The following is a 25,419-nucleotide window of genomic DNA, read 5'->3' as shown; positions in this document are numbered from 1 at the left end:
TTTTTTCTGTAGCGACCACTAGAGAAAGAGGGGGCGCCTGGTCATGGGTGCATCTGCGGGCAGGCTTGCGGGAAAGACGGCGCTGGTCACGGGCGGCAGCCGGGGCATCGGCCGCGGGATCGCGGAGCGGCTGGGACGCGACGGGGCACGGGTCGGCGTGCACTTCGGCAGCAACGAGGTCGCGGCGAAGGAGACCGTGACCGCGATCGAGGACGCGGGCGGATCAGCCTTCGCGTTCGGCGCGGAGCTGGGGGTGCCCGGTGACGCCGAGACGCTCTGGACGGAGTTCGACCGGCACGCGGACGGTCTGGACATCCTGGTGAACAACGCGGGCATCGGGCTCTACGCCCACGCGGGAGAGGTCCAGGAGGCGGATTACGACCGGGTGTTCGGGGTCAACGCCAAGGCGCTGTTCTTCGTCACCCAGCAGGGACTCGGCCGGCTGCGCGACGGCGGACGCATCATCAACATCTCGTCGGGAGTCACGCGCATCGCCTTCCCCGTCACCGTGGCGTACTCGATGACGAAGGGCGCGGTGAACGTCCTGACGCACACCCTGGCCCAGGAGCTCGGCCCGCGCGGAATCACGGTGAACGCGGTCGCGCCGGGCATCATCGGCACGGAAATGATGGACGGCGTCCCCGAGGATCAGCGCGCCGAGATGGCGGGGTACTCGACATTCGACCGCATAGGCACACCCGCCGACGTGGCGGACATCGTCTCGTTCGTGGCCTCGCGGGACGGGCGCTGGATCACCGGTCAGTACATCGACGCGACGGGCGGGTCGATGCTGGGCCTGTGACCGGGGCCGGATGCGCGGGCCGGCGCCTCCCGGTCAGCGCGTCTCCGTCACCTTCGCGAGCGCCCTGGGCGAGTCGGGGTCCTGGCCGCGGGCGATGGTGACCTCATAGGCGAGCAGTTGCAGGGGGATGATCTCCAGGATCGGCTGGAGCTCCTCGGGGACGCCCTCGGTCGGCAGGACGAACCCGGCCGACGCCTGCTCGACCTGGGCCCTGGGGCCGATCACGACCAGATCGGCGCCGCGGCCGCGCAGCCGGTCGAGCACGGGCTGGAGTGCCGCGCCGCCCCGGCCGTCCGTGACGACCGCGATGACCGGCGAGATGTTGTCGACCATGGCCAGCGGGCCGTGCAGGAGGTCGGCGCCGGAGTAGGCGAGCGCCGGGATGTAGCTGGTCTCCATCAGTTTCAGGGCCGCTTCCTTCGCGGTCGGATAGCCGTAGCCACGGGAGGTGATCACCATGCGGTCCGCGAAGCGGTAGCGCGCGGCCAGGTTCTTGACCTCGCCCTGCCGGTCGAGGAGTTGGGCCGCCAAGTCCGGCAGGGACGCGGCGGACCCGGCGTCGTCGCCGGGTCCGGCGAGCCGTTCGACGAAGAGATGGAGAGCGAGGAGGGACGCGGTGTACGTCTTCGTCGCGGGGAGCGCCTTCTCCGGTCCCGCGAGGATGTCGATGTGGTGCTCGCAGACGGCGGCCAGGGGTGAGTCCGGGTTGTTGGTCACGGCCAGGGTGATGGCGCCCGCCTCGCGCGCGGCCTGGGCGGAGGCCACCAGATCGGGCGAGCCGCCCGACTGGCTCACGGTGACGACGAGGACGTCCCTGAGGTCGGGCTTGGCTCCGTAGGCCGTGATGGTCGACATCGAGGTCAGGCCGCAGGGCAGCCCGAGGCGTACTTCCAGGAGGTACTTCGCGTAGAGCGCGGCGTGGTCGGAGGTGCCGCGGCCGGAGAGCAGGACGAACCGGGGCTTCTTCTCGGCGACGCGGCGCGCGGTCTCCCGGATCTCGGGGGCGCCGGTGTCGAGGATGCGGCGCAGGACCTCGGGCTGCTCGGCCATCTCCCGGCACATGATCCGGCCCGGCTGCTCGCTCTGCGGGTCGTGCCCGGCCTGCGGGTCGCGCCCGCCCTGCGGAGTCATGGCGGTCATGCCTCCCACTCTCCCTGCTCGGGGCCGGGGGCGCCTCTGCTGCGGGCTGCGGGGCGAGGGGGAGGCGGGGGTAGGGGCAGGGCGGGGAGAGCGGGCAGGGATGCCGTCCGGGGTCCGGGTGGGTGGCGCGTGCTCGACGGCCGCTCGACGCGCACTCGACCCGCGCTCGACCCGCGCTCGACGGGCGGACGTGGTGTGGAGAGCCGAGCATGGACCGCAGGAATCGACTGTTCTGGCGGCACAGCTCTGCTAGATTGGTCTATACCACCAGTCCTCTTGAGCCCCTCTCCAGATCGGCAGGCCCAGCGTGGAAGTTGTCATCGTCCCGGACGCCAAGGCAGGCGGCGAGCTCATCGCGGAGGCCATGGCCGCCCTGGTGCGCCGTAAGCCTGACGCCCTGCTCGGTGTCGCCACCGGATCCACCCCGCTGCCCATCTACGAGGCGTTGGCCGCCAAGGTCGCCGCCGGTGCCGTGGATGCCTCGCGTGCGCGCATCTGCCAGCTCGACGAGTACGTCGGGCTGCCGGCCGGGCACCCCGAGTCCTACCGTTCCGTGGTCCTGCGCGAGGTCGTCGAGCCGCTCGGGCTGAACGAGACGTCCTTCATGGGCCCGGACGGCAGCGCGGACGACGTGCAGGCCGCCTGCGAGGCGTACGACAAGGCGCTGGCCGAGGCCGGTGGCGTCGATCTGCAGCTGCTCGGCATCGGCACCGACGGGCACATCGGCTTCAACGAGCCGTGCTCCTCGATCGCCTCGCGGACGCGGATCAAGACGCTGACGGAGCAGACGCGGGTGGACAACGCGCGCTTCTTCGACGGCGACATCGAGCAGGTCCCGCACCACGTCATCACCCAGGGCATCGGGACCATCCTGGAGGCGCGGCACCTGGTGCTGCTCGCCACGGGTGAGGGCAAGGCGGACGCGGTGGCCGCGACGGTCGAGGGTCCGGTGGCCTCGGTCGTGCCGGCGTCCGCGCTCCAGCTGCACCCGCACGCCACGGTCGTGGTGGACGAGGCCGCGGCCTCCAAGCTGAAGCTCGCCGACTACTTCCGGCACACCTTCGTCAACAAGCCCGACTGGCAGGGCATTTAGGTCTGTAGGCCTAGGAGCCGTACGGCACGCGTACGGCATACGAAGAGGGGCGCTCCCGGTCGGGAGCGCCCCTCTTCGTATGCCGTATGCGGGTCCTTGCGACCGTCCGCGATCAGCCGCGCGTGATCGCCTCCGCCGCCGCCTCGCCGCACACCCGGGCCGCGCCGCGCGTGGCGACGTGGAGGGCGCCGGTCGGGGCCGACTGCGGGACGCCCATCTCGACCACCACGGTGTCGGGGCGGGCCGAGACGAGGGTCTTCAGGGCGTCGGACATCCACGTGTGCCGGTGGGCGTCGCGGACCACCGCGACGATGCGCCGGTCGCCCGCGGCGGCGAGCGCCTTGTCGCCCGATCCTTCGCCGGAGTAGCTGCCGGACTCCGTGCCGGGCAGCAGCCGCTCCAGCGGGGCGGCCAGGCCCCACGGGGTCTCGTCGCCGACCGCGATGTTGGCGACGGGGCTGAAGGCGGCGACGTAGGGGGCCTCGGTGACCGGGGCCGCGTAGGTCTCGCCGCGGGTGACGGTCAGTGCGCGGCGGGCCGCGACCAGGCCGATCTCGGTGTCGGGCGCGCCCCCCGAACGACTGGCCGCGCCCGACACCGAGGTCCAGCTCGCCAGCGCCCGCACGCGTGCGGCCGCGTCGGCGAGGCGTTCCTCGGACAGTTCCCCGGTGCGGACCGCCTCGACGAAGGCGTCCCGCAGCCGCAGCACGGTCCCCTCGTCGGAGGGGCCGCCGCCGGTGCAGATCGCGTCGGCGCCCGCGGCGATGGCGAGGACACAGCCGCGTTCGAAGCCGTACGTCCCCGCGATGGCGTGCATGTCCATGCCGTCGGTGACGATCAGGCCCTCGTAGCCGAGTTCCCCGCGGAGCAGGTCCGTGAGGATGCGGCGGGAGAGGGTCCCCGGGTTGTCGGGGTCGAGGGCCGGGGCAAGCACGTGGGCGCTCATCACGGCGCGCGTACCCGCGGCGATCGCGGCGCGGAACGGCGCCAGGTCACGGGAGTCGAGCACGTTCCTGTCGACGTCGATGAGCGGCACCGAGTGGTGCGAGTCGACGGCGGTGTCGCCGTGTCCGGGGAAGTGCTTGGCGGAGGTGGCGACGCCGGAGGACTGCAGGCCCTCGACGTAGGCGGCGGTGTGCCGCGCGACCAGGAGGGGGTCGGATCCGAAGGACCGTACGCCGATGACCGGGTTGTCCGGGTTGGCGTTGACGTCCGCGGACGGCGCCCAGTTGAAGTTGATGCCACAGGCGGCCAGGCGGCGGCCGAGGTCGGCGGCGACCTCGCGGGTGAGGTCGGGGTCGTCGACGGCGCCGAGCGCGTGGTTGCCCGGGTAGGAGGAGCCGGTGCGCACCTCCAGGCGGGTGACGTCGCCGCTCTCCTCGTCGATGGCGATGAGGAGGTCGTCGCGCTCGGCCTTCAGCTGCGCGGTGAGCGCGGTGACCTGCTCGGCGGTCCGCACGTTGCGGCCGAAGAGGCTGACGGAGGCGAGGCCTTCGCCGATCCGGCGGCGCACCCAGTCCGGCACCTCGGTGGTGCCGTCGAAGCCGGGCTGGAGGACGGTCAGGGCGTTGCGGGTGAGCGTGTCACCGGCGTGGGTGGTGGAGGTCGTCATGGTGCGGCGTTATCCCTTCACTGCGCCGTCGGTCAGGCCGCTGACGGCCTTGCGCTGCAGGAAGACGAAGAGGATCAGGATCGGGACGGCGAAGAGCGAGGCGGCCGCCATGGTGGCGCCCCAGTCGTCGCCGAATTGGGTCTGGAAGCTGGAGAGCCACACCGGCAGGGTCTTGGACTCGGCTTCCTTGTTGAGCACGAGGACCAGCGGGAACTCGTTCCAGGCGGTGATGAAGCCGAAGAGCGAGGTCGACATCAGGCCGGGTGCGAGCAGCGGCAGGATCACGCGGCGGAAGGCCTGCATGCGGGTGCAGCCGTCGACCATGGCGGACTCCTCCAGCTCCTTGGGTACCGCGGCGACGAAGCCGCGCAGCGTGAGGAGCGTGAAGGGCAGGATCATCACCATGTAGAAGAGGGTCAGCGGGATCAGGCTGTTCAGCATGTCCGCGTCGCGCACGATGATGTAGATCGCGATGACCATGACTTCCCACGGCGCCATCTGCGCGAGCATGAAGCCGATGATGAAGCCGCGCCGGCCCTTGAAGCGCATCCGGGCCAGGGCGAAGGCCGCGGTCACGCCGATGATGAGCGAGAAGAGCACGGCGAGGAGCGTGACGATGAGGGAGTTGCCCGCCATCGTCCAGAAGTGGTCGGCCTTCACCGCGGTCTTGAAGTGTTCGAAGGTGGCGTTGGTCGGGAACCAGACCGGGTCCTCCGCGATGATGTCGCCGGTCGGCTTGAAGGCCGTCGCGAACATCCAGTACACGGGGAAGACGCAGAAGAGGAAGATGACGACAGCGACCAGGTTGGGCCACAGGCGGCCCATCAGCGAGCGCTTCACAGCTCGTCCTCCTCTTGCTTGAGCACGATCCGCAGGTAGAACGAGGTGATGGCCAGCAGGATGACGATGGTGAGCAGCGCGATCGCGGCACCCATGCCGAAGTGCTGGTTGCCCATGCCCTCGATGTAGGCGTAGACGGGCAGGATCTCGGTGAGCCGGTCGGGTCCGCCCTCGTTGATCGTGAAGACCTGCACGAACGCCTTGAAGACCCAGATGATCTCCAGGAACGTCGTGGCGTAGAGGAAGGGCCGCAGGTACGGCAGCGTGACCTGGGTGAACTGTTTCCAGGCGCCGGCGCCGTCCAGCGCGGCGGCCTCGTACAGCTCCTTGGGGATGGTGGTCGTGGCGGCGTAGAGGTTGATCGCCACGAAGGGGATGGACATCCAGACGATGAGCAGCAGGACGACGAAGAACGTCGAGTACTGCGTGGCCAGCCAGTCGTGGTCGGCCATCGACTCGAAGCCGATCTTGGCGAGCACCCAGTTGACGACGCCGAAGCGCTGCGCGAACAGCCACTGGTAGACGGTGCTCGCCGCGACGACGGGCATCGCCCAGGCGAGGACGAGGCCGAGCAGCAGGAACGTGCGCATCTTCCGGCCGAGGCGCGCGAGCAGCAGTCCCACGAGCGTGCCGAGGACCATGATCAGTACGACGTTGACGGCGGTGAAGGCGACCGAGCGTCCGGTGACCCGCCAGAAGTCCTCGCCGGTGAGGACCTCCTTGTAGTTGTCGAATCCGTTCCACTCGGTCAAGTGCAGAATGAACTGCCGCATGTTGAGGTTCTGGAACGACAGGACCCCGTTGTTGACGAGCGGCCAGCCGAGCAGGAGCAGGGTGACGACGATCGCGGGGGCAAGGAGCAGATAGGGCGCCAGGCCGGTGAGACGTCCTGGGGATCTGTGCGGCCCGACCGGCCGTGGTCCGCCGTCCGGTGTCTGCACCTCCGTCGGGCCGGAGGGCGGCCGTTCGGTCTTCTGCACGGTCATGCTCGCCATCTCTTTCGTGGGCAACGCGAAGCGCTGGGGTCAGCGCGAGGCGCCTGGGTCGGCGCGGGGCGCCGGGTCAGCGCGGGGGCGCTGTGGGCGGCGCGGGAGGACGCGGGGTGCGCATGGGTACGCCGGGGGCAGCGGGGTCGTGTCACCCGCCGCCCCCGGCAGGGCACGCGTCCTTACTGCTTCTGCGCCAGGCGCTTGTTGAGCTCGCCCTCGACCTGCTTGGCGGCGGCGGCAGGCGACTTACCGTTGAGCACCGCGGTCATGTAGTTCTTGATCGGGTTCGGCGGGTTCTCGACCGCGCCCCACTCCGGGATCAGCGGGGTGGTGCCACCGTGGGCGGTGGCGGGGGCGGCGGCCTCGGCGGCCGGGTTGCCCTTGAGGTTGGACTCCAGCGCCTTCTTGTTCGGGATCGTGCCGCCTTCCTTGGCGAACTGACCCTCGAACTTGTCGGACAGCGCGATCTTCAGGAACTCCTTGGCGAGCTCCTGCTTCTTGCTGGTCGCGGCGATGGCGAGGTTGGAGCCGCCGAGGAAGACGCCCTCGGGCTTGTCGGCCGTGGCGCCGGGGATCGTGAAGAAGCCGATGTCCTTCTCGATCTTCGGGTTGGCCTTGATGGCGGTGGGCGCTTCCCAGCTCATGCCGATGAAGGCGCCGGTCTTGCCCTTGGCGAAGACCTCGGCCTGCTGCGGGGTGGCCTCGTCCTTGTTCTTGGGGGCCTTGGAGAGGTCGGCGAACTCCTTGTACGTCTTCATCGCCTTGATGACCTTCGGGTCGTCCAGGTTGGAGACGTACTTGTCGCCGTCCTTCTTGACCAGCTCGGCACCCTCACCGATGGTCAGGCCGACGAAGTGGTACCAGTTCTGGCCGGGCAGGTAGATCGGCTCGGCGTCGGTCTTCGCGCCGATCTGCTTGAGGTCCTTGAGGAACTCGGCGCGGGTCTTGGGAAGCTCCTTGATGCCGGCGTCGGCCCAGATCTTCTTGTTGTAGACCACGACGCGGTTGAGGACGAACCACGGGGCGGCGTACTGCTTGCCGTCGATGACCGAGGCCTTGTTCATCGACTCGGTCCAGTCGGCGCCGATCGACTTCTTGAGGTCGTCGAGCTCGGCGAGGCCACCGGTCTTGGCGTACGCGGCGGTCTGGGTGTTGCCGATCTCGAAGACGTCGGGCGGGTTCTCCTCGGAGAGGGCGGTGGTCAGCTTCTGCTGGATGCCGTTCCACTGCTGGACCTCGAACTTGAGCTTCGCGCCGGTCTTCTTCTCGAAGGCCGCCGTGACATCCTTCTGCCACTGGTCCGGCGTCGAACCGTCCATCGCCCAGAGCGTCAGGGTCTCGCCCTTGAAGCTGTCGGCACCCCCGGCCTTCTTGTCGTCGTCGTCACCGCCGCACGCCGCGACCGAGACCAACATGCCCGCGACACCGATGGCCGCTATGAGCTTGCGCTTCACGTCACCCTCCTCAAGGGATGCCAGTCAACCCCCCACCCGCAGCGACCAAATGGACCGAGATCTGCCCGTGGGACTGGAACCTGGTCTTTAATGGTGTAGACCAGTACGGGGAGCTTGGCCTAGACCTTTAGGGGTGTCAAGGGTGTATAAGAAGGGCTGTCGCGTCCGTTATCGGACCGACACCTGAGCAGGCGGAGTCTGCTCGGCCCGTACCGTGCCACGATGTGAGCCGCGACAGACGGAGGAGCCGGTGACGGCAGCAGCACAGGAGCCGGACCAGGGTGCCGCGCGCAGAAGGTCCCCCCGGACAGCGAGCTCAGGAGGAGCGCCGGTGAGGGGCACCGGCCGGGAGACGGGTGGGCGGAACATGGGCACCGAAGCGGGTGGCACGGGGACCGACGTGGGCGCGTCCACGGAGGGTGCGAGCGTCGGACGCACCGCGCGCGTACCCAAGTACTACCGCCTCAAGCGTCACTTGCTCGATATGACGGAAACCCTGCCCCCCGGCACCCCCGTCCCCCCGGAGCGCACCCTCGCCGCCGAGTTCGACACCTCGCGTACGACGGTGCGCCAGGCCCTCCAGGAGCTGGTCGTCGAGGGCCGCCTCGAACGCATCCAGGGCAAGGGCACCTTCGTCGCCAAGCCCAAGGTCTCGCAGGCCCTCCAACTCACCTCGTACACCGAGGACATGAGGGCCCAGGGCCTTGAGCCCACCTCGCAGCTCCTGGACATCGGCTACATCACCGCCGACGACACCCTCGCCGGCCTGCTCGACATCAGCGCGGGCGGCCGGGTCCTCAGGATCGAGCGGCTGCGCCTGGCCAACGGCGAGGCGATGGCCATCGAGACGACCCACCTCTCCGCCAAGCGCTTCCCCGCGCTGCGCCGCTCCCTGGTCAAGTACACCTCGCTCTACACCGCGCTCGCCGAGGTGTACGACGTGCACCTCGCGGAGGCCGAGGAGACCATCGAGACCTCGCTGGCCACCCCGCGCGAGGCCGGCCTGCTCGGCACCGACGTCGGCCTGCCGATGCTGCTCCTGTCCCGGCACTCGCTGGACGGCGCGGGACAGCCCGTGGAGTGGGTCCGCTCGGTCTACCGCGGCGACCGGTACAAGTTCGTGGCCCGCCTCAAGCGCCCCACGGACTGATCCGGCACCACCGCCCCCGAGGGCCCTCCCGCCCATCGCACCCTTCCGAGGTCTGGCGCGGATCACTTCGCTGCTCTAGGTTCCTCCCGTCATCGCATGGTGAACGGGAGGACGGCCCGGTGCGCACAGCGAATCCTCGAACCATCGTCATCTGGTCCCTCGTCGCGCTGGTCGGCGCCGCGGGCTGGACCGTTCTCGCCCTCGCCCGCGACGAGGAGGTGTCGGCCGTCTGGATGGTCGCGGCGGCCCTCGGCAGCTACGCCATCGCGTACCGCTTCTACTCCAAGTTCATCGCGTACAAGGTGCTCAAGGTCGACAGGACCCGGGCCACCCCCGCCGAGCGGCTCGACAACGGCATGGACTTCCACCCGACCGACCGGCGGGTGCTGCTCGGCCACCACTTCGCCGCGATCGCGGGCGCGGGGCCGCTGGTGGGGCCCGTACTCGCCGCGCAGATGGGGTACTTGCCCGGCACCATCTGGATCATCGTCGGCGTGATCTTCGCGGGCGCCGTGCAGGACATGGTCGTGCTGTTCTTCTCCACCCGGCGCGACGGCAAGTCGCTGGGGCAGATGGCCCGCGAGGAGATCGGCCCGTTCGGCGGGGCCGCCGCGCTGCTCGCCACCTTCGCCATCATGATCATCCTGCTCGGAGTGCTGGCGCTCGTCATCGTCAACGCGCTCGCCGAGTCGCCGTGGGGCACCTTCTCCATCGCGATGACCATCCCGATCGCCCTGCTCATGGGCTTCTACCTGCGTGTCCTGCGGCCGGGACGGGTCAGCGAGGTCTCCCTGATCGGCATCGCCCTGCTGCTGCTCGCGCTGGTCGCGGGCCGCTGGGTCGCCGAGTCCTCGCTCGCCGACACCTTCACGCTCGCGCCGTCGACGCTGGTGATCTGGATGGTGGCGTACGGCTTCATCGCCTCGATCCTGCCGGTGTGGATGCTGCTCGCGCCGCGCGACTACCTCTCCACCTTCATGAAGATCGGCACCATCCTGCTGCTCGCGCTCGGTGTCGTGCTCACCCTGCCCACGCTCAAGATGGACCCGGTGACCGACTTCGCCTCGCGCGGTGACGGCCCGGTCTTCGCCGGATCGCTCTTCCCCTTCGTCTTCATCACCATCGCCTGCGGGGCCCTCTCCGGCTTCCACGCGCTGATCTCCTCGGGCACGACGCCGAAGATGATCCAGAAGGAGACGCAGGTCCGGATGATCGGCTACGGCTCCATGCTGATGGAGTCGTCCGTCGCGGTGATGGCGCTGGTCGCGGCGAGCATCATCGACCCGGGCCTGTACTTCGCGATGAACGCGCCCGCGGGCGTCATCGGCGACACCGTCCAGGAGGCGTCGAAGGCCGTCGCGGGCTTCGGGTACTCGATCTCGCCGGCCGATCTCGCGCAGGCCGCCAAGAACGTCGAGGAGTCCTCGCTGCTCTCGCGCACGGGCGGCGCGCCCACCCTCGCGATCGGCGTCTCGGAGATCTTCTCGAAGGTCACCGGCGGCTCGATGCGCGCGTTCTGGTACCACTTCGCGATCATGTTCGAGGCGCTGTTCATCCTCACCGCGCTCGACGCGGGCACCCGGGTGGGCCGCTTCATGCTCCAGGACATGCTCGGCAACCTCTACAAGCCCTTCAGGAACGTGAGTTGGAAGCCGGGCCTGATCCTCACCAGCGCCGCGGTCACCGGCCTGTGGGGGTACTTCCTGTGGGTGGGCGTGCACGAGCCGCTCGGCGGGATCAACCAGCTCTTCCCGATCTTCGGCATCGCCAACCAGCTCCTCGCCGCCGTGGCGCTCGCCGTCTGCACGACGCTGCTCGTGAAGTCCGGACGCCTCAAGTGGGCCTGGATCACCGGGATTCCGCTGGTCTGGGACGCCACGGTCACGCTCACCGCGAGCTGGCAGAAGGTGTTCTCCAGCGATCCGCGCGTCGGCTTCTTCCAGCAGCGCTCCAACTACCAGGACGCCATCGACGCGGGCAAGGTCCTGCCGCCCGCCAAGACCATGGACGACATGCACACCGTGGTCACCAACTCCACGGTGGACGGCGTCCTTTCGGCCGCGCTCGCGCTGCTCATCGTCGTCGTGATCGCCGACGCGGCCCGGATCTGCGTCAAGCACGTCCGGCATCCCGCGGCGTCCCGGCTGAGCGAGGCACCGTACGTGGAGTCGAAACTGTCCGCGCCCGACGGGCTGTTCCCGACGCGCGAGGAGAAGCGGGAGCTCACGCCGTGACGTGGGTGCTGCGCGGGATGCGGTGGGTGCGCTGGTACGCACGGGAGTTGACCGACGAATCCGCGTACGACCGCTATGTCGCACACGCGCGAAGGGAGCATCCAGGCGTATCCGTACCGTCCCGCAGGGAGTTCGAGCGAATGCGGACGGACCGCCAGGAGTCGGACCCGCGACAAGCGTTCCGCTGCTGCTGAGCAGGCATGTTGACCCGTCCGTTATCCGGACGGGGGTTCCATAGATCAAGACTCTCGCTTAGATTTCCCGCACATCAAGCAGGGGATGAGCGAGGGAGCGGAGCCGTGACATGTCTGATGCGCCTGAAGTGAACCGACCGGTGGTCACGCCGGTCCGTGTGGTCATCGCCCTCTGTCTTGTCGCGCCGTTCGTCGCGATGCTCTGGGTGAGCTCCTACGCGAAGATCGAACCGACCTTCATCGGCATCCCGTTCTTCTACTGGTACCAGATGCTGTGGGTGCTCATCTCCACGGCGCTGACGATGATCGCGTACAAGCTGTGGCAGCGCGACCAGCGGATCCGCAAGGCCGAGGCCCGGCAGCTCCAGGAAGGTGCCGGACGATGAACGTGCTCGCATCGGGGACGGGCGGCGTCAACGGCGTCGCGCTCGGCGTCTTCATCTTCTTCTTCATCGCCGTCACGGTGATGGGCTTCCTCGCCGCCCGCTGGCGCAGGGCCGACAACGACCAGAGCCTGGACGAATGGGGCCTGGGCGGACGGTCGTTCGGCACCTGGGTCACCTGGTTCCTGCTCGGCGGCGACCTGTACACGGCGTACACCTTCGTCGCCGTCCCCGCGGCGATCTACGCGGCGGGCGCGGCCGGCTTCTTCGCCGTCCCGTACACGATCCTCGTCTACCCGCTGATCTTCACCTTCCTGCCGCGCCTGTGGTCGGTCTCGCACAAGCACGGGTACGTGACCACGTCGGACTTCGTCCGCGGCCGCTTCGGCTCCAAGGGGCTCTCGCTGGCCGTCGCGGTCACCGGCATCCTCGCCACGATGCCGTACATCGCGCTCCAACTGGTCGGCATCCAGGCCGTCCTGGACGTGATGGGCGTCGGCGGCGGCCCCGACACCAACTGGTTCGTCAAGGACCTGCCGCTGCTCATCGCCTTCGCGGTGCTCGCCGCCTACACGTACTCCTCGGGGCTGCGCGCCCCCGCGCTGATCGCGTTCGTGAAGGACGGCCTGATCTACCTCGTCATCATCGTCGCCATCATCTACATCCCGATCAAGCTCGGCGGCTTCGACGACATCTTCGCCAAGGCCGGTGACGCCTTCGCGCAGACCAACCCGGCCACCGACAAGCCGCGCGGCGCGCTCGCGCCCGCCGAGGCGGGCCAGTGGACCTACGCCACGCTGGCGCTCGGCTCGGCCCTCGCGCTGTTCATGTATCCGCACTCGATCACGGCGACGCTCTCCTCCAAGAGCCGCAACGTGATCCGCCGCAACACCACGATCCTGCCGCTGTACTCGCTGATGCTGGGACTGCTCGCGCTGCTCGGCTTCATGGCGATCGCGGCCGGGATCAAGGTCGACAACGGGCAGTTGGCGATCCCCCAGCTCTTCGAGGAGATGTTCCCCGACTGGTTCACCGGCGTCGCCTTCGCCGCGATCGGCATCGGCGCGCTCGTGCCCGCCGCCATCATGTCGATCGCCGCGGCGAACCTCTTCACCCGGAACATCTACAAGGACTTCCTCAAGCCCGACGCGACGCCCGAGCAGGAGACCAAGGTCTCCAAGCTGGTCTCGCTCATGGTGAAGGTGGGCGCGCTGGTCTTCGTCCTCGGCATGGACAAGACCGTCGCGATCAACTTCCAGCTGCTCGGCGGCATCTGGATCCTCCAGACGATGCCCGCGCTGGTCGGCGGCCTGTTCACCCGCTGGTTCCACCGCTGGGCGCTGCTCGCGGGCTGGGCGGTCGGCATGGTCTACGGCACGCTCGCCGCGTACGGCGTCGCGTCGCCGACGCAGAAGCACTTCGGCGGCTCGTCCGACACCATCCCCGGCATCGGTGAGATCGGCTACATCGGCCTCACCGCGTTCGTCCTGAACGTGGTCGTGACCGTGGTCCTCACCTTCGCCCTGAAGGCGCTGAAGGCCCCCGAGGGCGTCGACGAGACGTCGCCCGGGGACTACACGGCGGACGCCGGCGACCCCGGCGTCGCCACCGAGCTGCCGAAGGCGACGGCGGGCGCCGGGCACTGAACCGTTCGACAGGTACGACGACGGGCCGCCGGAAAACCGGCGGCCCGTCGTCGTACCCCTGTTGCACACTTCGCCGCATGGACATCACGATCAGACACGCGCGTCCCGACGAGTACGAGGCGTTGGGCGACCTCACCGCGGGGGCGTACCTCGCCGACGGACATCTGAGCCTCGGGGCCGACGACCCCTATCTGACGGTGCTGCGGGACGTGGCGGGGCGCGCGGCGCAGGCCCAGGTCCTGGTGGCCGCGGCGGACGAGGAGCCGCTCGGCTGCGTGGCCTTCGTCCCGTCCGGCGGTCCGATGGCCGACATCGCCCGGGACGACCAGGCGGAGATCCGCATGCTGGCCGTCTCCGCCGCGGCGCGCGGCAGGGGCGCGGGCGAGGCGCTGGTGCGGGAGTGCCTGCGGCGCGCCAGGGACGCGGGCCGCACGGGGCTCGTCCTGTCCACCCAGCCCTCGATGCACGCCGCCCACCGGCTCTACGGGCGCCTCGGCTTCGTACGGACCCCGGAGCGGGACTGGCAGCCGATCCCGGACCTGACGCTGCTCACCTACGAGTTGACGTTCTAGGACACTCCTCGCAGAGCCACCCGCACGACCGCCCGTTCGGTGCCGACACAAGATGTGGGCCTGCTTCAGAAACCCGGCACAAGATGTATGCTCGTGCTCGCTGCCGTCGCAGGGGAATCCGGTGCAAGTCCGGAACTGTCCCGCAACGGTGTATGTGTACGTCTTTGTCGTACCCGCAAGTCCGAGGACCTGCCGGCAGCGCACCCGAGCCGTCCGGCCCGGGTGCCGACCGTCCGGGCCTCGTGGAGTGGGCCGGTGGACGCGGTACGCCGCCCTGCCCGGGTGCGCCCGTGCACCATTCCCTCCCCTGGCCCAGAGCCGAGCGAGGGAGAGCTCCACGTGACCATCGCGCCTGCCGAACCTGCGTCAGCGACGACCACGCCGACCGCCGAGGGTACCGACGGGCCAGGGACCGCGCTGCTGCGGACCCTGACCGACCTCACCGCCGACCTCCCCGACGCCGACCCCGGCCGGGTGGCCGCCGCCGCGCTGCGCGGCAGGTCGGCCCGCGCCGACGTGGCCGAGCTGCGGGAACTGGCGACCGAGGCGGCCGCGGGGCTCATCTCCGAGGACCCCGCGTACTCCAAGCTCGCCGCCAGGCTCCTGTCGATCGGCATCCGCGAGGAAGCGGCCACGCAGGGCGTGCACTCCTTCACCGACTCCGTCGCGGTCGGCCACCGCGAGGGCCTGATCGCCGACCGCACCGCGTCCTTCGTGACCGCGCACGCGGCCCGGCTCGACTCGCTCGTGGACGCCGCGCTCGCGGACGGCGCGGACTTCCGTTTCGGCTACTTCGGCCTGCGCACGCTGCACAGCCGCTACCTGCTGCGCCACCCCATCACCCGGCAGGTCATCGAGACCCCGCAGCACTTCATGCTGCGCGTGGCGAGCGGCCTGGCGGAAGACGGCAGCGCCCGCGCCCTGGACGAGGTCGCCGCGCTGTACCGCCTGATGAGCCGCCTGGACTACCTGCCGTCGTCGCCGACGCTGTTCAACTCGGGCACCCGGCACCCGCAGATGTCCTCCTGCTACCTCCTCGACTCCCCGCTGGACGAGCTCGACTCGATCTACGACCGCTACCACCAGGTCGCGCGGCTCTCCAAGCACGCGGGCGGCATCGGCCTCTCCTACTCGCGCATCCGTTCGCGCGGTTCGCTGATCCGCGGCACCAACGGGCACTCCAACGGCATCGTGCCGTTCCTCAAGACCCTCGACGCCTCGGTCGCCGCGGTGAACCAGGGCGGGCGCCGCAAGGGCGCGGCCGCGGTCTACCTGGAGACCTGGCACTCCGACATCGAGGAGTTCCTGGAGCTGCGCGACAACACGGGTGAGGACGCGCGCCGCACGCACAACCTCAACCTCGCGCACTGGATCCCCGACGAGTTCATGCGCCGGGTCGCCGCCGACCAGGACTGGTCGCTGTTCTCGCCGGCCGACGTGCCCGAGCTCGTCGACCTGTGGGGCGAGGAGTTCGACGCCGCCTACCGCAAGGCGGAGGCCGCGGGGATCGCGAAGAAGACCATGCCGGCCCGGGAACTGTACGGCCGCATGATGCGCACCCTCGCGCAGACCGGCAACGGCTGGATGACCTTCAAGGACGCCGCCAACCGCACCGCCAACCAGACGGCGGAGCCCGGCCACACGGTGCACTCCTCCAACCTCTGCACGGAGATCCTGGAGGTGACGGACGACGGGGAGACGGCCGTCTGCAACCTCGGCTCGGTCAACCTCGGCGCCTTCGTCGTCGACGGCGACATCGACTGGGAGCGCCTCGACGAGACGGTCCGCACCGCCGTCACCTTCCTCGACCGCGTCGTCGACATCAACTTCTACCCGACCGAGCAGGCCGGGCGCTCCAACGCCAGGTGGCGCCCGGTGGGCCTCGGCGCGATGGGCCTCCAGGACGTCTTCTTCCAGCTGAAGATGCCGTTCGACTCGCCCGAGGCGCGGGCCCTCTCCACCCGCATCGCCGAGCGCATCATGCTCGCTTCGTACGAGGCGTCCGCGGACCTCGCCGAGCGCAACGGCCCGCTGCCCGCCTGGGAGAAGACCCGCACCGCGCGCGGCGTCCTGCACCCGGACCACTACGGCGTGGAGCTGACCTGGCCCGAGCGCTGGGCGGCCCTGCGCGAGCGGATCGCCACCACCGGCATGCGCAACTCGCTGCTCCTCGCGATCGCGCCGACGGCCACCATCGCGTCCATCGCGGGCGTGTACGAGTGCATCGAGCCGCAGGTCTCCAACCTCTTCAAGCGCGAGACGCTGTCCGGCGAGTTCCTCCAGGTCAACTCCTACCTGGTGCAGGAGCTCAAGCGGCTCGGCGTGTGGGACGCGCAGACCCGTGAGGCGCTGCGCGAGTCCAACGGCTCGGTGCAGGGCTTCACCTGGGTGCCCGAAGAGGTCCGCGCGCTGTACCGCACCGCGTGGGAGATCCCGCAGCGCGGCCTGATCGACATGGCGGCCGACCGCACCCCGTTCCTGGACCAGGCGCAGTCCCTGAACCTGTTCCTGGAGACGCCGACCATCGGCAAGCTCTCCTCGATGTACGCCTACGCCTGGCAGCGGGGCCTGAAGACCACGTACTACCTGCGCTCGCGCCCGGCGACGCGCATCGCCCGCGCGGCCGGCGGCTCCCAGGCCACCGCCGCGGCCCCCGTCCCCCAGCAGGTGAGCGACCCCGACGCGATCGCCTGCTCCCTGGAAAACCCCGAGTCCTGCGAGGCCTGCCAGTAATGTCCAGCACCACCAGCTCCGCCAAGAACCTGCTCGACCCGGGCTTCGAACTCACCCTGCGTCCCATGCGCTACCCGGACTTCTACGAGCGCTACCGGGACGCGATCAAGAACACCTGGACCGTCGAGGAGGTCGACCTCCACTCGGACGTCGCCGACCTCGCCAAGCTCTCGCCGGGCGAGCAGCACATGATCGGCCGCCTGGTCGCGTTCTTCGCCACGGGTGACTCGATCGTCTCCAACAACCTGGTGCTGACGCTCTACAAGCACATCAACTCCCCCGAGGCGCGGCTCTACCTGAGCCGTCAGCTCTTCGAGGAGGCCGTGCACGTCCAGTTCTATCTGACGCTGCTCGACACCTACCTGCCCGACCCGGAGGACCGCGCCGCCGCCTTCGACGCGGTCGAGGAGATCCCCTCGATCCGTGAGAAGGCCGAGTTCTGCTTCAAGTGGATCAACGAGGTCGAGAAGCTGGACCGCCTGGAGACGCAGGCCGACCGCCGGCGCTTCCTGCTCAACCTGATCTGCTTCGCCGCGTGCATCGAGGGCCTGTTCTTCTACGGCGCCTTCGCGTACGTCTACTGGTTCCGCAGCCGCGGTCTGCTGCACGGCCTCGCGACCGGCACCAACTGGGTGTTCCGCGACGAGACGATGCACATGAGCTTCGCCTTCGACGTGGTGGACACGGTCCGCAAGGAGGAGCCCGAGCTCTTCGACGACGCGCTCGAGCAGCAGGTCACCGACATGCTGAAGGAGGCCGTCGAGGCCGAGCTGCAGTTCGCCCGCGATCTGTGCGGCGATGGCCTGCCCGGCATGAACACCGACTCGATGCGCGAGTACCTCCAGTGCGTCGCCGACCAGCGTCTTCAGCGCCTCGGCTTCGCGCCGGTCTACGGCTCGGAGAACCCGTTCTCCTTCATGGAGTTGCAGGGTGTGCAGGAGCTGACGAACTTCTTCGAGCGGCGGCCCTCCGCGTACCAGGTCGCGGTCGAGGGTTCGGTCTCCTTCGACGACGAGTTCTGAGCCTGGCGCAACCGGCTCCCGGTGTGCCCGCCCCGTCACGGGGGGTGGGGTGGGCACACCGCTCGGTCAGCGCGCTTCGGCCCGCAGGACGAGCCGCTTGGGGTGCAGCGTGATGCCGATCCTGGTGCCGGTGTCGGTCTCGTCGACCGGCGTCAGGCGCCACTTCGGAGCCACCGTGCCCAGGATCAGGGCCAGTTCAGCGAGGCTGAAGTGGTCGCCAGGGCACTTTCGGTTGCCGACGCTGAACGGCATCATCGCGAACTCCGGGACCTCTGAAGCGCGTTCCGGATTCCAGCGGTCCGGGTCGAACTCCAAGTGCCGCTCGAAGGAACGCGGGTCGCGCTGCATGGCGTACACGCTGTAGACGATGTCGGCGTCCGCCGGAATGCGATAGCCGCCAAGCTCGGTTTCGGCCACGGACCTGCGGGTGAATATCCAAGCCGCGGGTCGTATACGCATGGCCTCCGTGACGACATTGCGGAGGTGCCGCAGCTCGCCCAGGTCGGCGAATGTGATCGCCCGCCCCTGCGCCACGGAATTTACCTCTTCAACCAACCGCCTTTCCTGCTCCGGGTGTTCGGTCAGCAGATGGAAGGCCCACGCCAGAGTCGACGCCACATTCTCGGCTCCCGCGACGACCAGGGAAACCACGTGGTCGTGGATCTCCTGATCGCTTATCGGCGCCCCGGATTCGTCCGTGGCCCGCAGCAATTCCGCGAGCAGGTCGTCCGGTCCCGGGCCCGCCGCACGGCGCTCGGCGACGATCTCGTCGACGATCGCGTGCAGATCGGCGAGCGCGCGCTCGAAGCGCCGGTTGGCCGGGGTCGGCACGCGGTACAGCGGCCCGACCGAGAGCACCATCCGGCGGTAGAGCCCGTCGAAGACGGTGTGCAGCGACGCGCTGATGCGGTCCGCCTTCTCGCCGATGGAGTCGACCTCCAGGAGCGAGCGGGAGACGATGCGCACCGCCGTGCGGAACATCTCCGCGCCGACGTCGACGGTGCTCCCCGGCTCCCAGCGGGCCGCCGTGGCGCGCGCCTCCTCCTCCATCACCTTGGCGTAGTCGGCGATCCGCTCGGGCCTGAACGCGGGCTGCATCATGCGGCGCTGGCGCCGGTGCAGCCGGCCGTTGCTGGTCGCCACGCCCTTGCCGAGGAGGACCTCCAGGGTGTCCCAGAGGGGGCCGCCGACGATGTACTCGGGGTTCTTCAGCATGGCGCCGACGAGTTCCGGATCGCACACCGCGTACGCCGTTTTGGGTCCCAGCCTGATCCGTACGAGATCCCCGTGGTCGCGCAGCGCGGCGAGGAATCCGAGCGGGTCACGCACCAGGTTCCAGGCGTGGCCCAGCAAGGGCGCTCCCCCGCCGACGAGCGGCGGGGTGCGCAGCGGGCCCGGTCCTGACGCGGCGGGGGCGGGTATCGCGGATTCGACGCTCATTCCTCACCTACCAGTTCGTTTTCCGCCACGGTGCTTTCCGTGACGTAGGGGGGTATGGACCGGTCGTCCCAGCTGTCCACGCGATAGCGGCCGGATTCGTGGTGGAACCAATAAACGGAGGAGAACCAGTTCCGCATATTGAAGACGCACGATTCCACCGCGTCCGCGAGTTCCCTTCCCTCCGTGGTTCCCTCCACCAACTTCGCGGCGAATACGTGGACTTCTTCCTCGGCCGCGATGAATTCCGTGACGCATCGGGTGACGCGCCTGTGGACCTCCGCGACCGCCTCTTCCAGCGTCATCTTCTCGTGGTGGATGAGACTGATACCGAGATTGTGCAGTTCGTCTCCCGCGAGTTCTTTCGGCAGTGAGCACAGGTCGTTGTACCAGGCCGAGAAATCCTGGGTCGCGAGTGCCGCCCGCCGGTATGCGGGGTGTTTGCGCACGGGGCGCGGCAGCTCGTACCGCGCGGTGGGTTCGAGCAGGTCGATCCACGCCCAGTGCGCGAACGTGAGGCGGCGCAGCTCGACGTACGCCTCGACCGTGGGCACCGTGCCGGTGCGCCGGTTCCTGAACTCCTGGTCGTACGCCTCGATCACCGGGTGGAAGTGCCGGGCGAACCTGGCGTTCCAGCTGGGACCGAGGAACGAGTAGAGCCGCAGGACGCAGTCCGCGAACCCCGCGACCAACGGGTCCCTGTGGTGCAGGTACTGCCGCGGTTCGTGGAGGGTCGCGTGCAGGCCCCGGCACAGCCACCGCCACTGTGCCGCCCTGCCGTGCACCGAGTCCCTGTCGTGCCGGTCGTCCCATGCGAAGAACCAGCTGCTGAGGTCGGCTATCGCGCTGAGCAACTCGTCCGGCGCGCCAATGTAGTAGCCCGCCACCAGGTCGGTGTAGCACAGGCTGTCCGCGTACCGCTCGACCTTGTCCGGAGGCATGAGCCGCATTTCGCGGAGCCAGGTCCTGGACTTCTCCTGAAGCTTTGGCCAATACGGATGCAGACGGCGAGGAAACTCCGCCTCGATCACCGGAACGGCCAGCGCCGGTGGGACGGATACCGTCTGTGTGTGTGGCTGTGTCTGTGAAGTGCTCCCGGAATATGCAGGCACGAACAAACCCCTTTCAGCCGCCTGTGGACCCACGCCCCTCCCGCCGTGCCGGGCGCGCGCCGTTGCGTATCCCCGCGCTTTCCATTCAGCACCACAACTGACCGTTCAGGGAACAGATTTGCGCCATTCACTACCCCCCAGTGCCGAGAACCTCCCCTTACGTGACTGAATATGGATCACTGACAGCCGGTTTTGCTCGCACATCCGATCGGCTCACGGCAACGGCCCCTGGTCAGGGAGTAGTTCCCGACCAGGGGCCGCTCGTGTCACGCGGTGCCCACGCCTCTCAGGCGTCGCGCACGTCAGTCATTCGGCACCACGGGGTAGCGCGGCGTGCCCTCTTCCATCTGCCGCAGCGCGTCCTTGCGCTCCCGCTTGGACAGCCTGTCGATGTACAGGTAGCCGTACAGGTGGTCCGTCTCGTGCTGGAGGCAGCGTGCGAAGTAGCCCGTACCGCGCACCTTGATCGGGTTGCCCTGCTCGTCCTGGCCGCTCACCTCGGCGTAGTCGGGCCGGGCCAGCGGGGCGTACGCGGTCGGCACGGAGAGGCAGCCCTCGCCCGAGTCGTCCAGGCTGCGCTTCTCCGCGGGCAGGTCCTGGAGGACCGGGTTGCAGACCACGCCGACGTGGCGCACGCCCTCGTCGTCCATGCAGTCGTAGACGAACACCTTCAGGTCGACGCCGACCTGATTGGCGGCGAGGCCCACGCCCTGCGCGACGCGCTGGCTCGCGAACATGTCGTCGATGAGCTTCGCGAGGTCGGCGTCGAAGGCGGTGACGTCCTTGCACTCCTTGTGCAGGACCGGATTGCCGACGACCGTGATCGGCCGGGAGGTGCCGCGCTCACGGAAGGCCGTCTCGCGCTCCTCGCAGTCCTCCGTGTCGATGACGAAGCCCTCGTCGTCGACGGGGAGCACCCCGCCGGAGGTCTGCTGCTCAGTGTCCTGCGCCATGTCCGCCGTACGCCTTCCTTGAAGCCCTCACGAGTTTGTGCCGGTACAGCCTACGGCGAAGTGGCCGGGGACCTCCTCGGGTCCGCGAAGCTCCCCGCCGGCCCGCCGTCCGCTCAGCAGACCTCTTCGAGGTCCCGCCAGTCGCGGGAGTCCGGGCTGTCCGCCACCCAGCCGTCGAGCAGGCCGCGCACCAGGGCGGCGGGCGCCGCGATGCCGCACTCGCGCTCGGGCACCCAGACCGCTCCGGGGCTGCGGTGGCCGAGCGGGCCCGGGTGTCCGGGCTCGCTGTGGTCGTGCGGGTCCAGGTGCTCGCCGTCGCCCTCGTCGCTCGGCATCCGGGACTCCGAGCACATCCGGCACAGCAGGCGCACCGAGGACGACCAGTCCTCGGCGGCGAAGCCGGCGTCGGCGGCGAGCTGCTCCAGGGCGTCCCTGTCCGCCTCCGTGGCGGCCTCCAGGAGCACCACCCAGGTCGGCACGGGCGAGGGCGCCCAGAGCTCGATCTCGTCGAAGACGGGGTAGGAGTGGCCGGCCGCCGTCGTCCGCTCGCCGTGCGGGACGCCGTCGTGCAGCACGACCTCGCCCCAGCGGCGCCCGGAGGAGGGCAGCGGGATGGACAGGAGCTCGATGCGGGCCGGGTCGAGCCTGCGGCCCCAGACGACCTCGGCCTCGCCCTCCGGCGAGAGCCGCACGGCCGCGCTGCCCAGCTCCATGCCCGTGGGCTCGCCGGACGCCGCGACGCCGCCGGGCACCCGCAGCCCGTACGCCTGCCAGGCGCGGCGGGCCAGCGGCCAGTCCTGGAGCGCGGTCGCCGCGATGCCGACGTTCCACCAGTCGGGGGCGCCCGCCGAGCGGTCGAGGAGCGCGACGGCGCGCAGCCCCGCGGCCCGCGCCTGCTCCCAGTCGTGCCGGAACTTGTGCAGGAGCGCGAGATTGAACCAGGACTCGGACAACCAGGGTTCGAGATCCGCCGCGCGCGTGAGCAGTGCCCCCGCGTCCTCGTACCGGCCGTCGCCGATCAGCGTGAACGCGCGGTCGGTCGCCTGCCGCCATGAGGCGGAGGGCCGGTGCCGTCCCTTGCCGAAGATCCTCACGATTCCCGCCTGATTCCCGCCTGTCACGATTTCTGGAACTCACATCCTCAGAGGGCGCGGCGTCGGGGTCCGTGCCCCCGTGCACCCTCTGCTTCGCATCCAACCACGTACGGTCGGACGGCCGCTCATTACCCATGGGTTACCCAGCCCTGGCCCGCCTCAGGCCCGCCGTGACAGCACCCGTGCGAGGGACTCCACGACCTCGGGCTGGTAGTCGCGGCCGGTGGCGAGACGCAGCCGCTCCAGGGCCTGTAGCGGGCCGTCGAGGGACCCTGTGGGTCCTTCTCCCCGCGCCATCTCGTCGTACGCGTTCGCGGTGCGCACAATTCGCGCGGTGAGCGGCTGATCGCGGTACGGATCCGCCTGGCGCTCCACCACGACGGCGACCGCCGAGTCCACCCCTGTCTGACGCACCACGGCCCCGCCGAGCAGGGCTATCCGGCGCTGTTCCGGCTCGGGCAGGGCCGCGGTGGCGCCCGCGGGGACCGGGTCGACCAGGGAGAGCTGGCCGATGTCGTGCATCAGCGCCGCGTACTCAAGGACGACGAGGTCGGGCTCGGAGAGGCCCAGGTCACGCCCCACGGCCCTGCTGAGCCCCGCGACCCTGCGGGCATGCCCCTGGGGGGTGTACCCGGCGATCTCCGTCGCCCTGGCCAGCGACGCGATGGTCTGCCGGTAGGTCGCGCGGACGGCCGCGTACCGCCGGAAGGACAGCTGGGTGAGCAGCAGCGGGATGCTGAACACGGGCAGCGCCCACAGGCCCGCCACGGCCACCGCGAGCGCCATCACCGCGCCCGTCGCGCACACCGCGGAGCCGATGCCGAGCATGGCCCGCAGCTCCTCCCCCAGGAGCGGGCCGAACGGCCAGCCGGTGCGGGCGTGCGCCGTGGCCGCGGCGAGCACGGCGTCGCAGAGCGCGGTGAGCACGAGCAGCGCGACGATGACCAGCGCGAAGTACGGCCCGTGGCCGAACCAGTCCTTCAACTTCCCCGCGTTGTAGAGGGGCTGGAAGCACACGGCGGCGAAGCCGACGGTCAGCACGCGCCGCGCCATGTGGTCGGCAGAGGGCCCCTTGCCCAGCGCCACGTGCGGCACGGCGCCCACCAGGGCGGCCGCGACGACCACCGCGATCACCTGCGGGGCGCCGTGGTGCGTGGGCTGCCCCGCGTTCTCCCCCAGCAGGGCGTACGCCAGGGCCCCGGCGGCACCCAGCGGCGCGGGCTCCCGGTCCCTGGTGCTCCCCCACCGGGCCAGCTCCCCCAGCGCGACGAGCACCCCGAAGGCGAACGCGGCCTTCCCCTCGGTGACGCCGTGCCAGAGGGTCCACCCGAGCGAGAGGACGGCGAGGCAGCACGCAACCGTTGTGGGCAGGCGTCCCGCACGGCGGGACGGGTGGGCACGACCCCCGGTGCCGGGCAGCGGAACGGCGGCACTCACCACGGCACCGACCCGCGCACCGCGGGTGCGGGCAGAACCGGCGCGGGCGGCACGAGCCCCGTCTGGGCGGGGACGTCCGATGTGACCCCGGGATGCCACCCGTACCGCTCAAGCGCACGCGCCAGCGCGCCGACCATCGCGGGGTCGAACTGCGCCCCCGCGCACCGGGCGAGCTCCTCCAGGGCGACGGGGACGGGGCGGGCCCGCCGGTAGGACCGGGTGGACGTCATCGCGTCGAAGGCGTCCGCGACGGCCACCACCCGCGCGGACTCGGGAATCTGCGCCCCGGTGAGCCCGTACGGGTATCCGCTCCCGTCGATCCGCTCGTGGTGGTGCAGGATCGCCGCCCGCGCGTCGCCGAGGAATCCGATGCCGCGCACCATCTCGTGTCCGTACTCGGGGTGCAGCTCGATGACGCGCCGCTCCTCCGGTGTCAGGGGGCCTTCCTTGCGCAACAGCCTGGTGGGTACGCCGAGTTTGCCGACGTCGTGCAGGATGCCCGCGAACCGCAGGACCTCCACGCGCTCGTCGTCCATGCCCAGTTCGCGGGCGATGAGGACCGAGGCGCGGCCGACCCGTTCGCTGTGGCCGCGGGTGTACCTGTCCTTGAGGTCGACGGCCTGCACGAGCGCCCTGATGGTGGCCTGGTGGGCGGCGCGCTCGCGGTGGTACTGCGCGAACACCCAGCAGGAGACGCCCATCGGGAGGAGCACGAGCAGCCCGGCGGCGGGGCCGTACGGACTGGTCCACAGGACCGCCATCATCAGCCCGGCCAGGCCGTGCACGGCGACGGGCGCGAGCGCGCGCGGGAAGAGCCCCCGCCAGGCGAGGCGCGCGGGCACCCGCTCGGCGGTCACGGCGACCCCGCCGTCCAGGGTCGCGAGCACGGCGGAGAACGCGCAGACGGCGGCGCCCGCGGGGCCCAGGACGTACGGGAAGTCGGGCGCCGCGCAGGCGGCGGGCCCGCCGAGCGCCGCGTACACGCGCGCCGACGCCCAGGCGGCGACGGCGAGTTGGGCCGCGCGCCAGAGCCTGCGCACCCAGCGCGGATGCCGGTCGACGCGGGCGAGCAGCGCGCCGGGCACGGCGACGAGCGCGGCGGCCGACGGCGGCAGCAGGAACACCCCGGCGAGCAGCACGGGGAAGAAGGTGCCGAGGCCGCGCGGGGCGCGGCGGCCGACGAAGCGGCACCGGGTGATCTGCTCGCAGCCCGCGTAGAGCACGGCGAGCAGGACGACGGCGGTCCACGGCGTGCGGGCGCCGAGCGCGGGCGCGACGCAGGCGGCGCCCGCCAGGGCGACGCACAGGATGTACACGCGGGCCCGCGCCGGCACCGACCGCATGGAGGTCTCCTCCCCGTTCCAGGTCCGGAGACTAGAACGGCTGCCTTCCGGCCAGCACCCAGCGGCCGTGAATTAGCACGTTCGAGTGACCGGAGGGGAGAAGCGGGAGAACGAGGGCGGGCCACGACAGAAAATGTCGTGACCCGCCCTCGATGGTCAACTCACGCCGCTGGCACGGC

21 protein-coding genes and 1 riboswitch are annotated in these 25,419 nt (G+C 70.1%); of the genes, 10 read left to right on the top strand and 11 right to left on the bottom strand.

All coding sequences use genetic code 11. The annotated features are described in order from the left end of the window. Positions 1 to 43: 43 nt before the first annotated feature. Positions 44 to 802, top strand: coding sequence for an SDR family oxidoreductase (locus ACIO9J_RS08295; protein WP_401994468.1), 759 nt, complete (start codon positions 44 to 46; stop codon positions 800 to 802). 33 nt (positions 803 to 835) lie between these two features. Here the strand turns inward: ACIO9J_RS08295 and ACIO9J_RS08290 are convergent, their stop codons facing one another. After that, positions 836 to 1,942, bottom strand: a complete 1,107-nt coding sequence (locus ACIO9J_RS08290; RefSeq protein ID WP_401994465.1) for an SIS domain-containing protein — start codon at positions 1,940 to 1,942, stop codon at positions 836 to 838. A gap of 307 nt (positions 1,943 to 2,249) precedes the next feature. On the opposite strand from ACIO9J_RS08290, the gene nagB reads away from it, so the two are divergent. Next, a complete protein-coding gene (gene nagB, locus ACIO9J_RS08285; RefSeq protein ID WP_401994463.1) occupies positions 2,250 to 3,035 on the top strand; it encodes a glucosamine-6-phosphate deaminase in 786 nt (261 codons plus the stop codon). 112 nt (positions 3,036 to 3,147) lie between these two features. Here the strand turns inward: nagB and ACIO9J_RS08280 are convergent, their stop codons facing one another. The 4 genes from ACIO9J_RS08280 to ACIO9J_RS08265 all read right to left on the bottom strand — a co-directional run bounded on the left by ACIO9J_RS08280 (position 3,148) and on the right by ACIO9J_RS08265 (position 7,930). Next, positions 3,148 to 4,647: a glycoside hydrolase family 3 protein gene (locus tag ACIO9J_RS08280; protein WP_401994460.1), complete on the bottom strand. Its 1,500-nt coding sequence runs from the start codon at positions 4,645 to 4,647 to the stop codon at positions 3,148 to 3,150. A 9-nt stretch (positions 4,648 to 4,656) separates the two neighbouring features. Then, the gene (locus ACIO9J_RS08275; RefSeq protein ID WP_401994457.1) at positions 4,657 to 5,487 is read right to left on the bottom strand and encodes a carbohydrate ABC transporter permease; all 831 of its coding nucleotides are present in this window, start codon (positions 5,485 to 5,487) and stop codon (positions 4,657 to 4,659) included. Beyond that, positions 5,484 to 6,473, bottom strand: a complete 990-nt coding sequence (locus ACIO9J_RS08270) for a carbohydrate ABC transporter permease (protein ID WP_401994454.1) — start codon at positions 6,471 to 6,473, stop codon at positions 5,484 to 5,486. The genes ACIO9J_RS08275 and ACIO9J_RS08270 overlap by 4 nt, the downstream gene beginning before the upstream one ends. Before the next feature lie 182 nt (positions 6,474 to 6,655). Next, on the bottom strand, positions 6,656 to 7,930 hold the full coding sequence (locus ACIO9J_RS08265; protein ID WP_401994451.1) for an extracellular solute-binding protein: 1,275 nt from the start codon (positions 7,928 to 7,930) through the stop codon (positions 6,656 to 6,658). 367 nt (positions 7,931 to 8,297) lie between these two features. Here ACIO9J_RS08265 and ACIO9J_RS08260 point away from each other — a divergent pair, with 367 nt between their 5' ends. From ACIO9J_RS08260 to ACIO9J_RS08225, 8 genes are all read left to right on the top strand, one after another. Next, entirely contained in the window at positions 8,298 to 9,080 is a 783-nt protein-coding gene (locus ACIO9J_RS08260) for a GntR family transcriptional regulator (protein WP_401994448.1), read from the top strand. 119 nt (positions 9,081 to 9,199) lie between these two features. Further along, positions 9,200 to 11,314 carry a carbon starvation CstA family protein gene (locus ACIO9J_RS08255; RefSeq protein ID WP_401994445.1) on the top strand — a complete coding sequence of 705 codons (2,115 nt, stop codon included), beginning with the start codon at positions 9,200 to 9,202 and terminating at the stop codon, positions 11,312 to 11,314. Between the two features lie 17 nt (positions 11,315 to 11,331). Continuing rightward, positions 11,332 to 11,508: a YbdD/YjiX family protein gene (locus ACIO9J_RS08250; protein ID WP_401995906.1), complete on the top strand. Its 177-nt coding sequence runs from the start codon at positions 11,332 to 11,334 to the stop codon at positions 11,506 to 11,508. Between the two features lie 110 nt (positions 11,509 to 11,618). After that, positions 11,619 to 11,894, top strand: a complete 276-nt coding sequence (locus ACIO9J_RS08245) for a DUF3311 domain-containing protein (protein ID WP_401994443.1) — start codon at positions 11,619 to 11,621, stop codon at positions 11,892 to 11,894. Then, complete coding sequence (gene mctP / locus ACIO9J_RS08240) at positions 11,891 to 13,537, top strand: monocarboxylate uptake permease MctP (protein WP_401994440.1); 1,647 nt, start codon at positions 11,891 to 11,893, stop codon at positions 13,535 to 13,537. The genes ACIO9J_RS08245 and mctP overlap by 4 nt, the downstream gene beginning before the upstream one ends. A 77-nt stretch (positions 13,538 to 13,614) precedes the next feature. Then, a complete protein-coding gene (locus tag ACIO9J_RS08235) occupies positions 13,615 to 14,109 on the top strand; it encodes a GNAT family N-acetyltransferase (RefSeq protein WP_401994437.1) in 495 nt (164 codons plus the stop codon). An 80-nt stretch (positions 14,110 to 14,189) separates the two neighbouring features. Further along, a riboswitch (cobalamin riboswitch) is annotated at positions 14,190 to 14,321 on the top strand. A 127-nt stretch (positions 14,322 to 14,448) separates the two neighbouring features. Then, positions 14,449 to 16,842, top strand: a complete 2,394-nt coding sequence (locus tag ACIO9J_RS08230; protein ID WP_401994434.1) for a ribonucleoside-diphosphate reductase subunit alpha — start codon at positions 14,449 to 14,451, stop codon at positions 16,840 to 16,842. Next, the gene (locus ACIO9J_RS08225) at positions 16,842 to 17,864 is read left to right on the top strand and encodes a ribonucleotide-diphosphate reductase subunit beta (RefSeq protein ID WP_401994431.1); all 1,023 of its coding nucleotides are present in this window, start codon (positions 16,842 to 16,844) and stop codon (positions 17,862 to 17,864) included. Before ACIO9J_RS08230 ends, ACIO9J_RS08225 begins: the two co-directional genes overlap by 1 nt. 66 nt (positions 17,865 to 17,930) lie before the next feature. Here the strand turns inward: ACIO9J_RS08225 and ACIO9J_RS08220 are convergent, their stop codons facing one another. The 6 genes from ACIO9J_RS08220 to ACIO9J_RS08195 form a co-directional block, all read right to left on the bottom strand. Next, positions 17,931 to 19,304 (bottom strand): cytochrome P450, encoded by a 1,374-nt coding sequence (locus ACIO9J_RS08220; protein WP_401994428.1) that lies wholly within the window; start codon positions 19,302 to 19,304, stop codon positions 17,931 to 17,933. Next, entirely contained in the window at positions 19,301 to 20,413 is a 1,113-nt protein-coding gene (cyc1, locus tag ACIO9J_RS08215) for an epi-isozizaene synthase (RefSeq protein WP_401994426.1), read from the bottom strand. Before cyc1 ends, ACIO9J_RS08220 begins: the two co-directional genes overlap by 4 nt. A 302-nt stretch (positions 20,414 to 20,715) precedes the next feature. After that, on the bottom strand, positions 20,716 to 21,366 hold the full coding sequence (gene def, locus ACIO9J_RS08210; protein WP_401994424.1) for a peptide deformylase: 651 nt from the start codon (positions 21,364 to 21,366) through the stop codon (positions 20,716 to 20,718). Between the two features lie 113 nt (positions 21,367 to 21,479). Then, positions 21,480 to 22,460, bottom strand: coding sequence for a tetratricopeptide repeat protein (locus ACIO9J_RS08205; protein ID WP_401994421.1), 981 nt, complete (start codon positions 22,458 to 22,460; stop codon positions 21,480 to 21,482). A gap of 159 nt (positions 22,461 to 22,619) precedes the next feature. Then, on the bottom strand, positions 22,620 to 23,831 hold the full coding sequence (locus ACIO9J_RS08200) for an HD-GYP domain-containing protein (RefSeq protein ID WP_401995903.1): 1,212 nt from the start codon (positions 23,829 to 23,831) through the stop codon (positions 22,620 to 22,622). A gap of 62 nt (positions 23,832 to 23,893) precedes the next feature. Further along, entirely contained in the window at positions 23,894 to 25,240 is a 1,347-nt protein-coding gene (locus ACIO9J_RS08195) for an HD-GYP domain-containing protein (RefSeq protein ID WP_401994418.1), read from the bottom strand. Positions 25,241 to 25,419: the final 179 nt, after the last annotated feature.

This window comes from Streptomyces sp. NPDC087300, from assembly GCF_044744425.1.
GTDB lineage: Bacteria > Actinomycetota > Actinomycetes > Streptomycetales > Streptomycetaceae > Streptomyces.
Note: the sequence above shows the minus strand (reverse complement) of the source record. Positions and strands in the feature narration are given on the sequence as shown.

Coding starts and splice junctions, on each gene's coding strand:
- ACIO9J_RS08295 (WP_401994468.1), top strand. CDS start 44: ATGGGTGCATCTGCGGGCAGGCTTGCGGGAAAGACGGCGCTGGTCACG.
- ACIO9J_RS08280 (WP_401994460.1), bottom strand. CDS start 4,647: ATGACGACCTCCACCACCCACGCCGGTGACACGCTCACCCGCAACGCC.
- ACIO9J_RS08245 (WP_401994443.1), top strand. CDS start 11,619: ATGTCTGATGCGCCTGAAGTGAACCGACCGGTGGTCACGCCGGTCCGT.
- ACIO9J_RS08225 (WP_401994431.1), top strand. CDS start 16,842: ATGTCCAGCACCACCAGCTCCGCCAAGAACCTGCTCGACCCGGGCTTC.
- ACIO9J_RS08250 (WP_401995906.1), top strand. CDS start 11,332: ATGCGGTGGGTGCGCTGGTACGCACGGGAGTTGACCGACGAATCCGCG.
- ACIO9J_RS08235 (WP_401994437.1), top strand. CDS start 13,615: ATGGACATCACGATCAGACACGCGCGTCCCGACGAGTACGAGGCGTTG.
- def (WP_401994424.1), bottom strand. CDS start 21,366: ATGGCGCAGGACACTGAGCAGCAGACCTCCGGCGGGGTGCTCCCCGTC.
- mctP (WP_401994440.1), top strand. CDS start 11,891: ATGAACGTGCTCGCATCGGGGACGGGCGGCGTCAACGGCGTCGCGCTC.
- ACIO9J_RS08195 (WP_401994418.1), bottom strand. CDS start 25,240: ATGCGGTCGGTGCCGGCGCGGGCCCGCGTGTACATCCTGTGCGTCGCC.
- ACIO9J_RS08270 (WP_401994454.1), bottom strand. CDS start 6,473: ATGACCGTGCAGAAGACCGAACGGCCGCCCTCCGGCCCGACGGAGGTG.
- ACIO9J_RS08290 (WP_401994465.1), bottom strand. CDS start 1,942: ATGACCGCCATGACTCCGCAGGGCGGGCGCGACCCGCAGGCCGGGCAC.
- ACIO9J_RS08260 (WP_401994448.1), top strand. CDS start 8,298: ATGGGCACCGAAGCGGGTGGCACGGGGACCGACGTGGGCGCGTCCACG.
- ACIO9J_RS08220 (WP_401994428.1), bottom strand. CDS start 19,304: ATGAGCGTCGAATCCGCGATACCCGCCCCCGCCGCGTCAGGACCGGGC.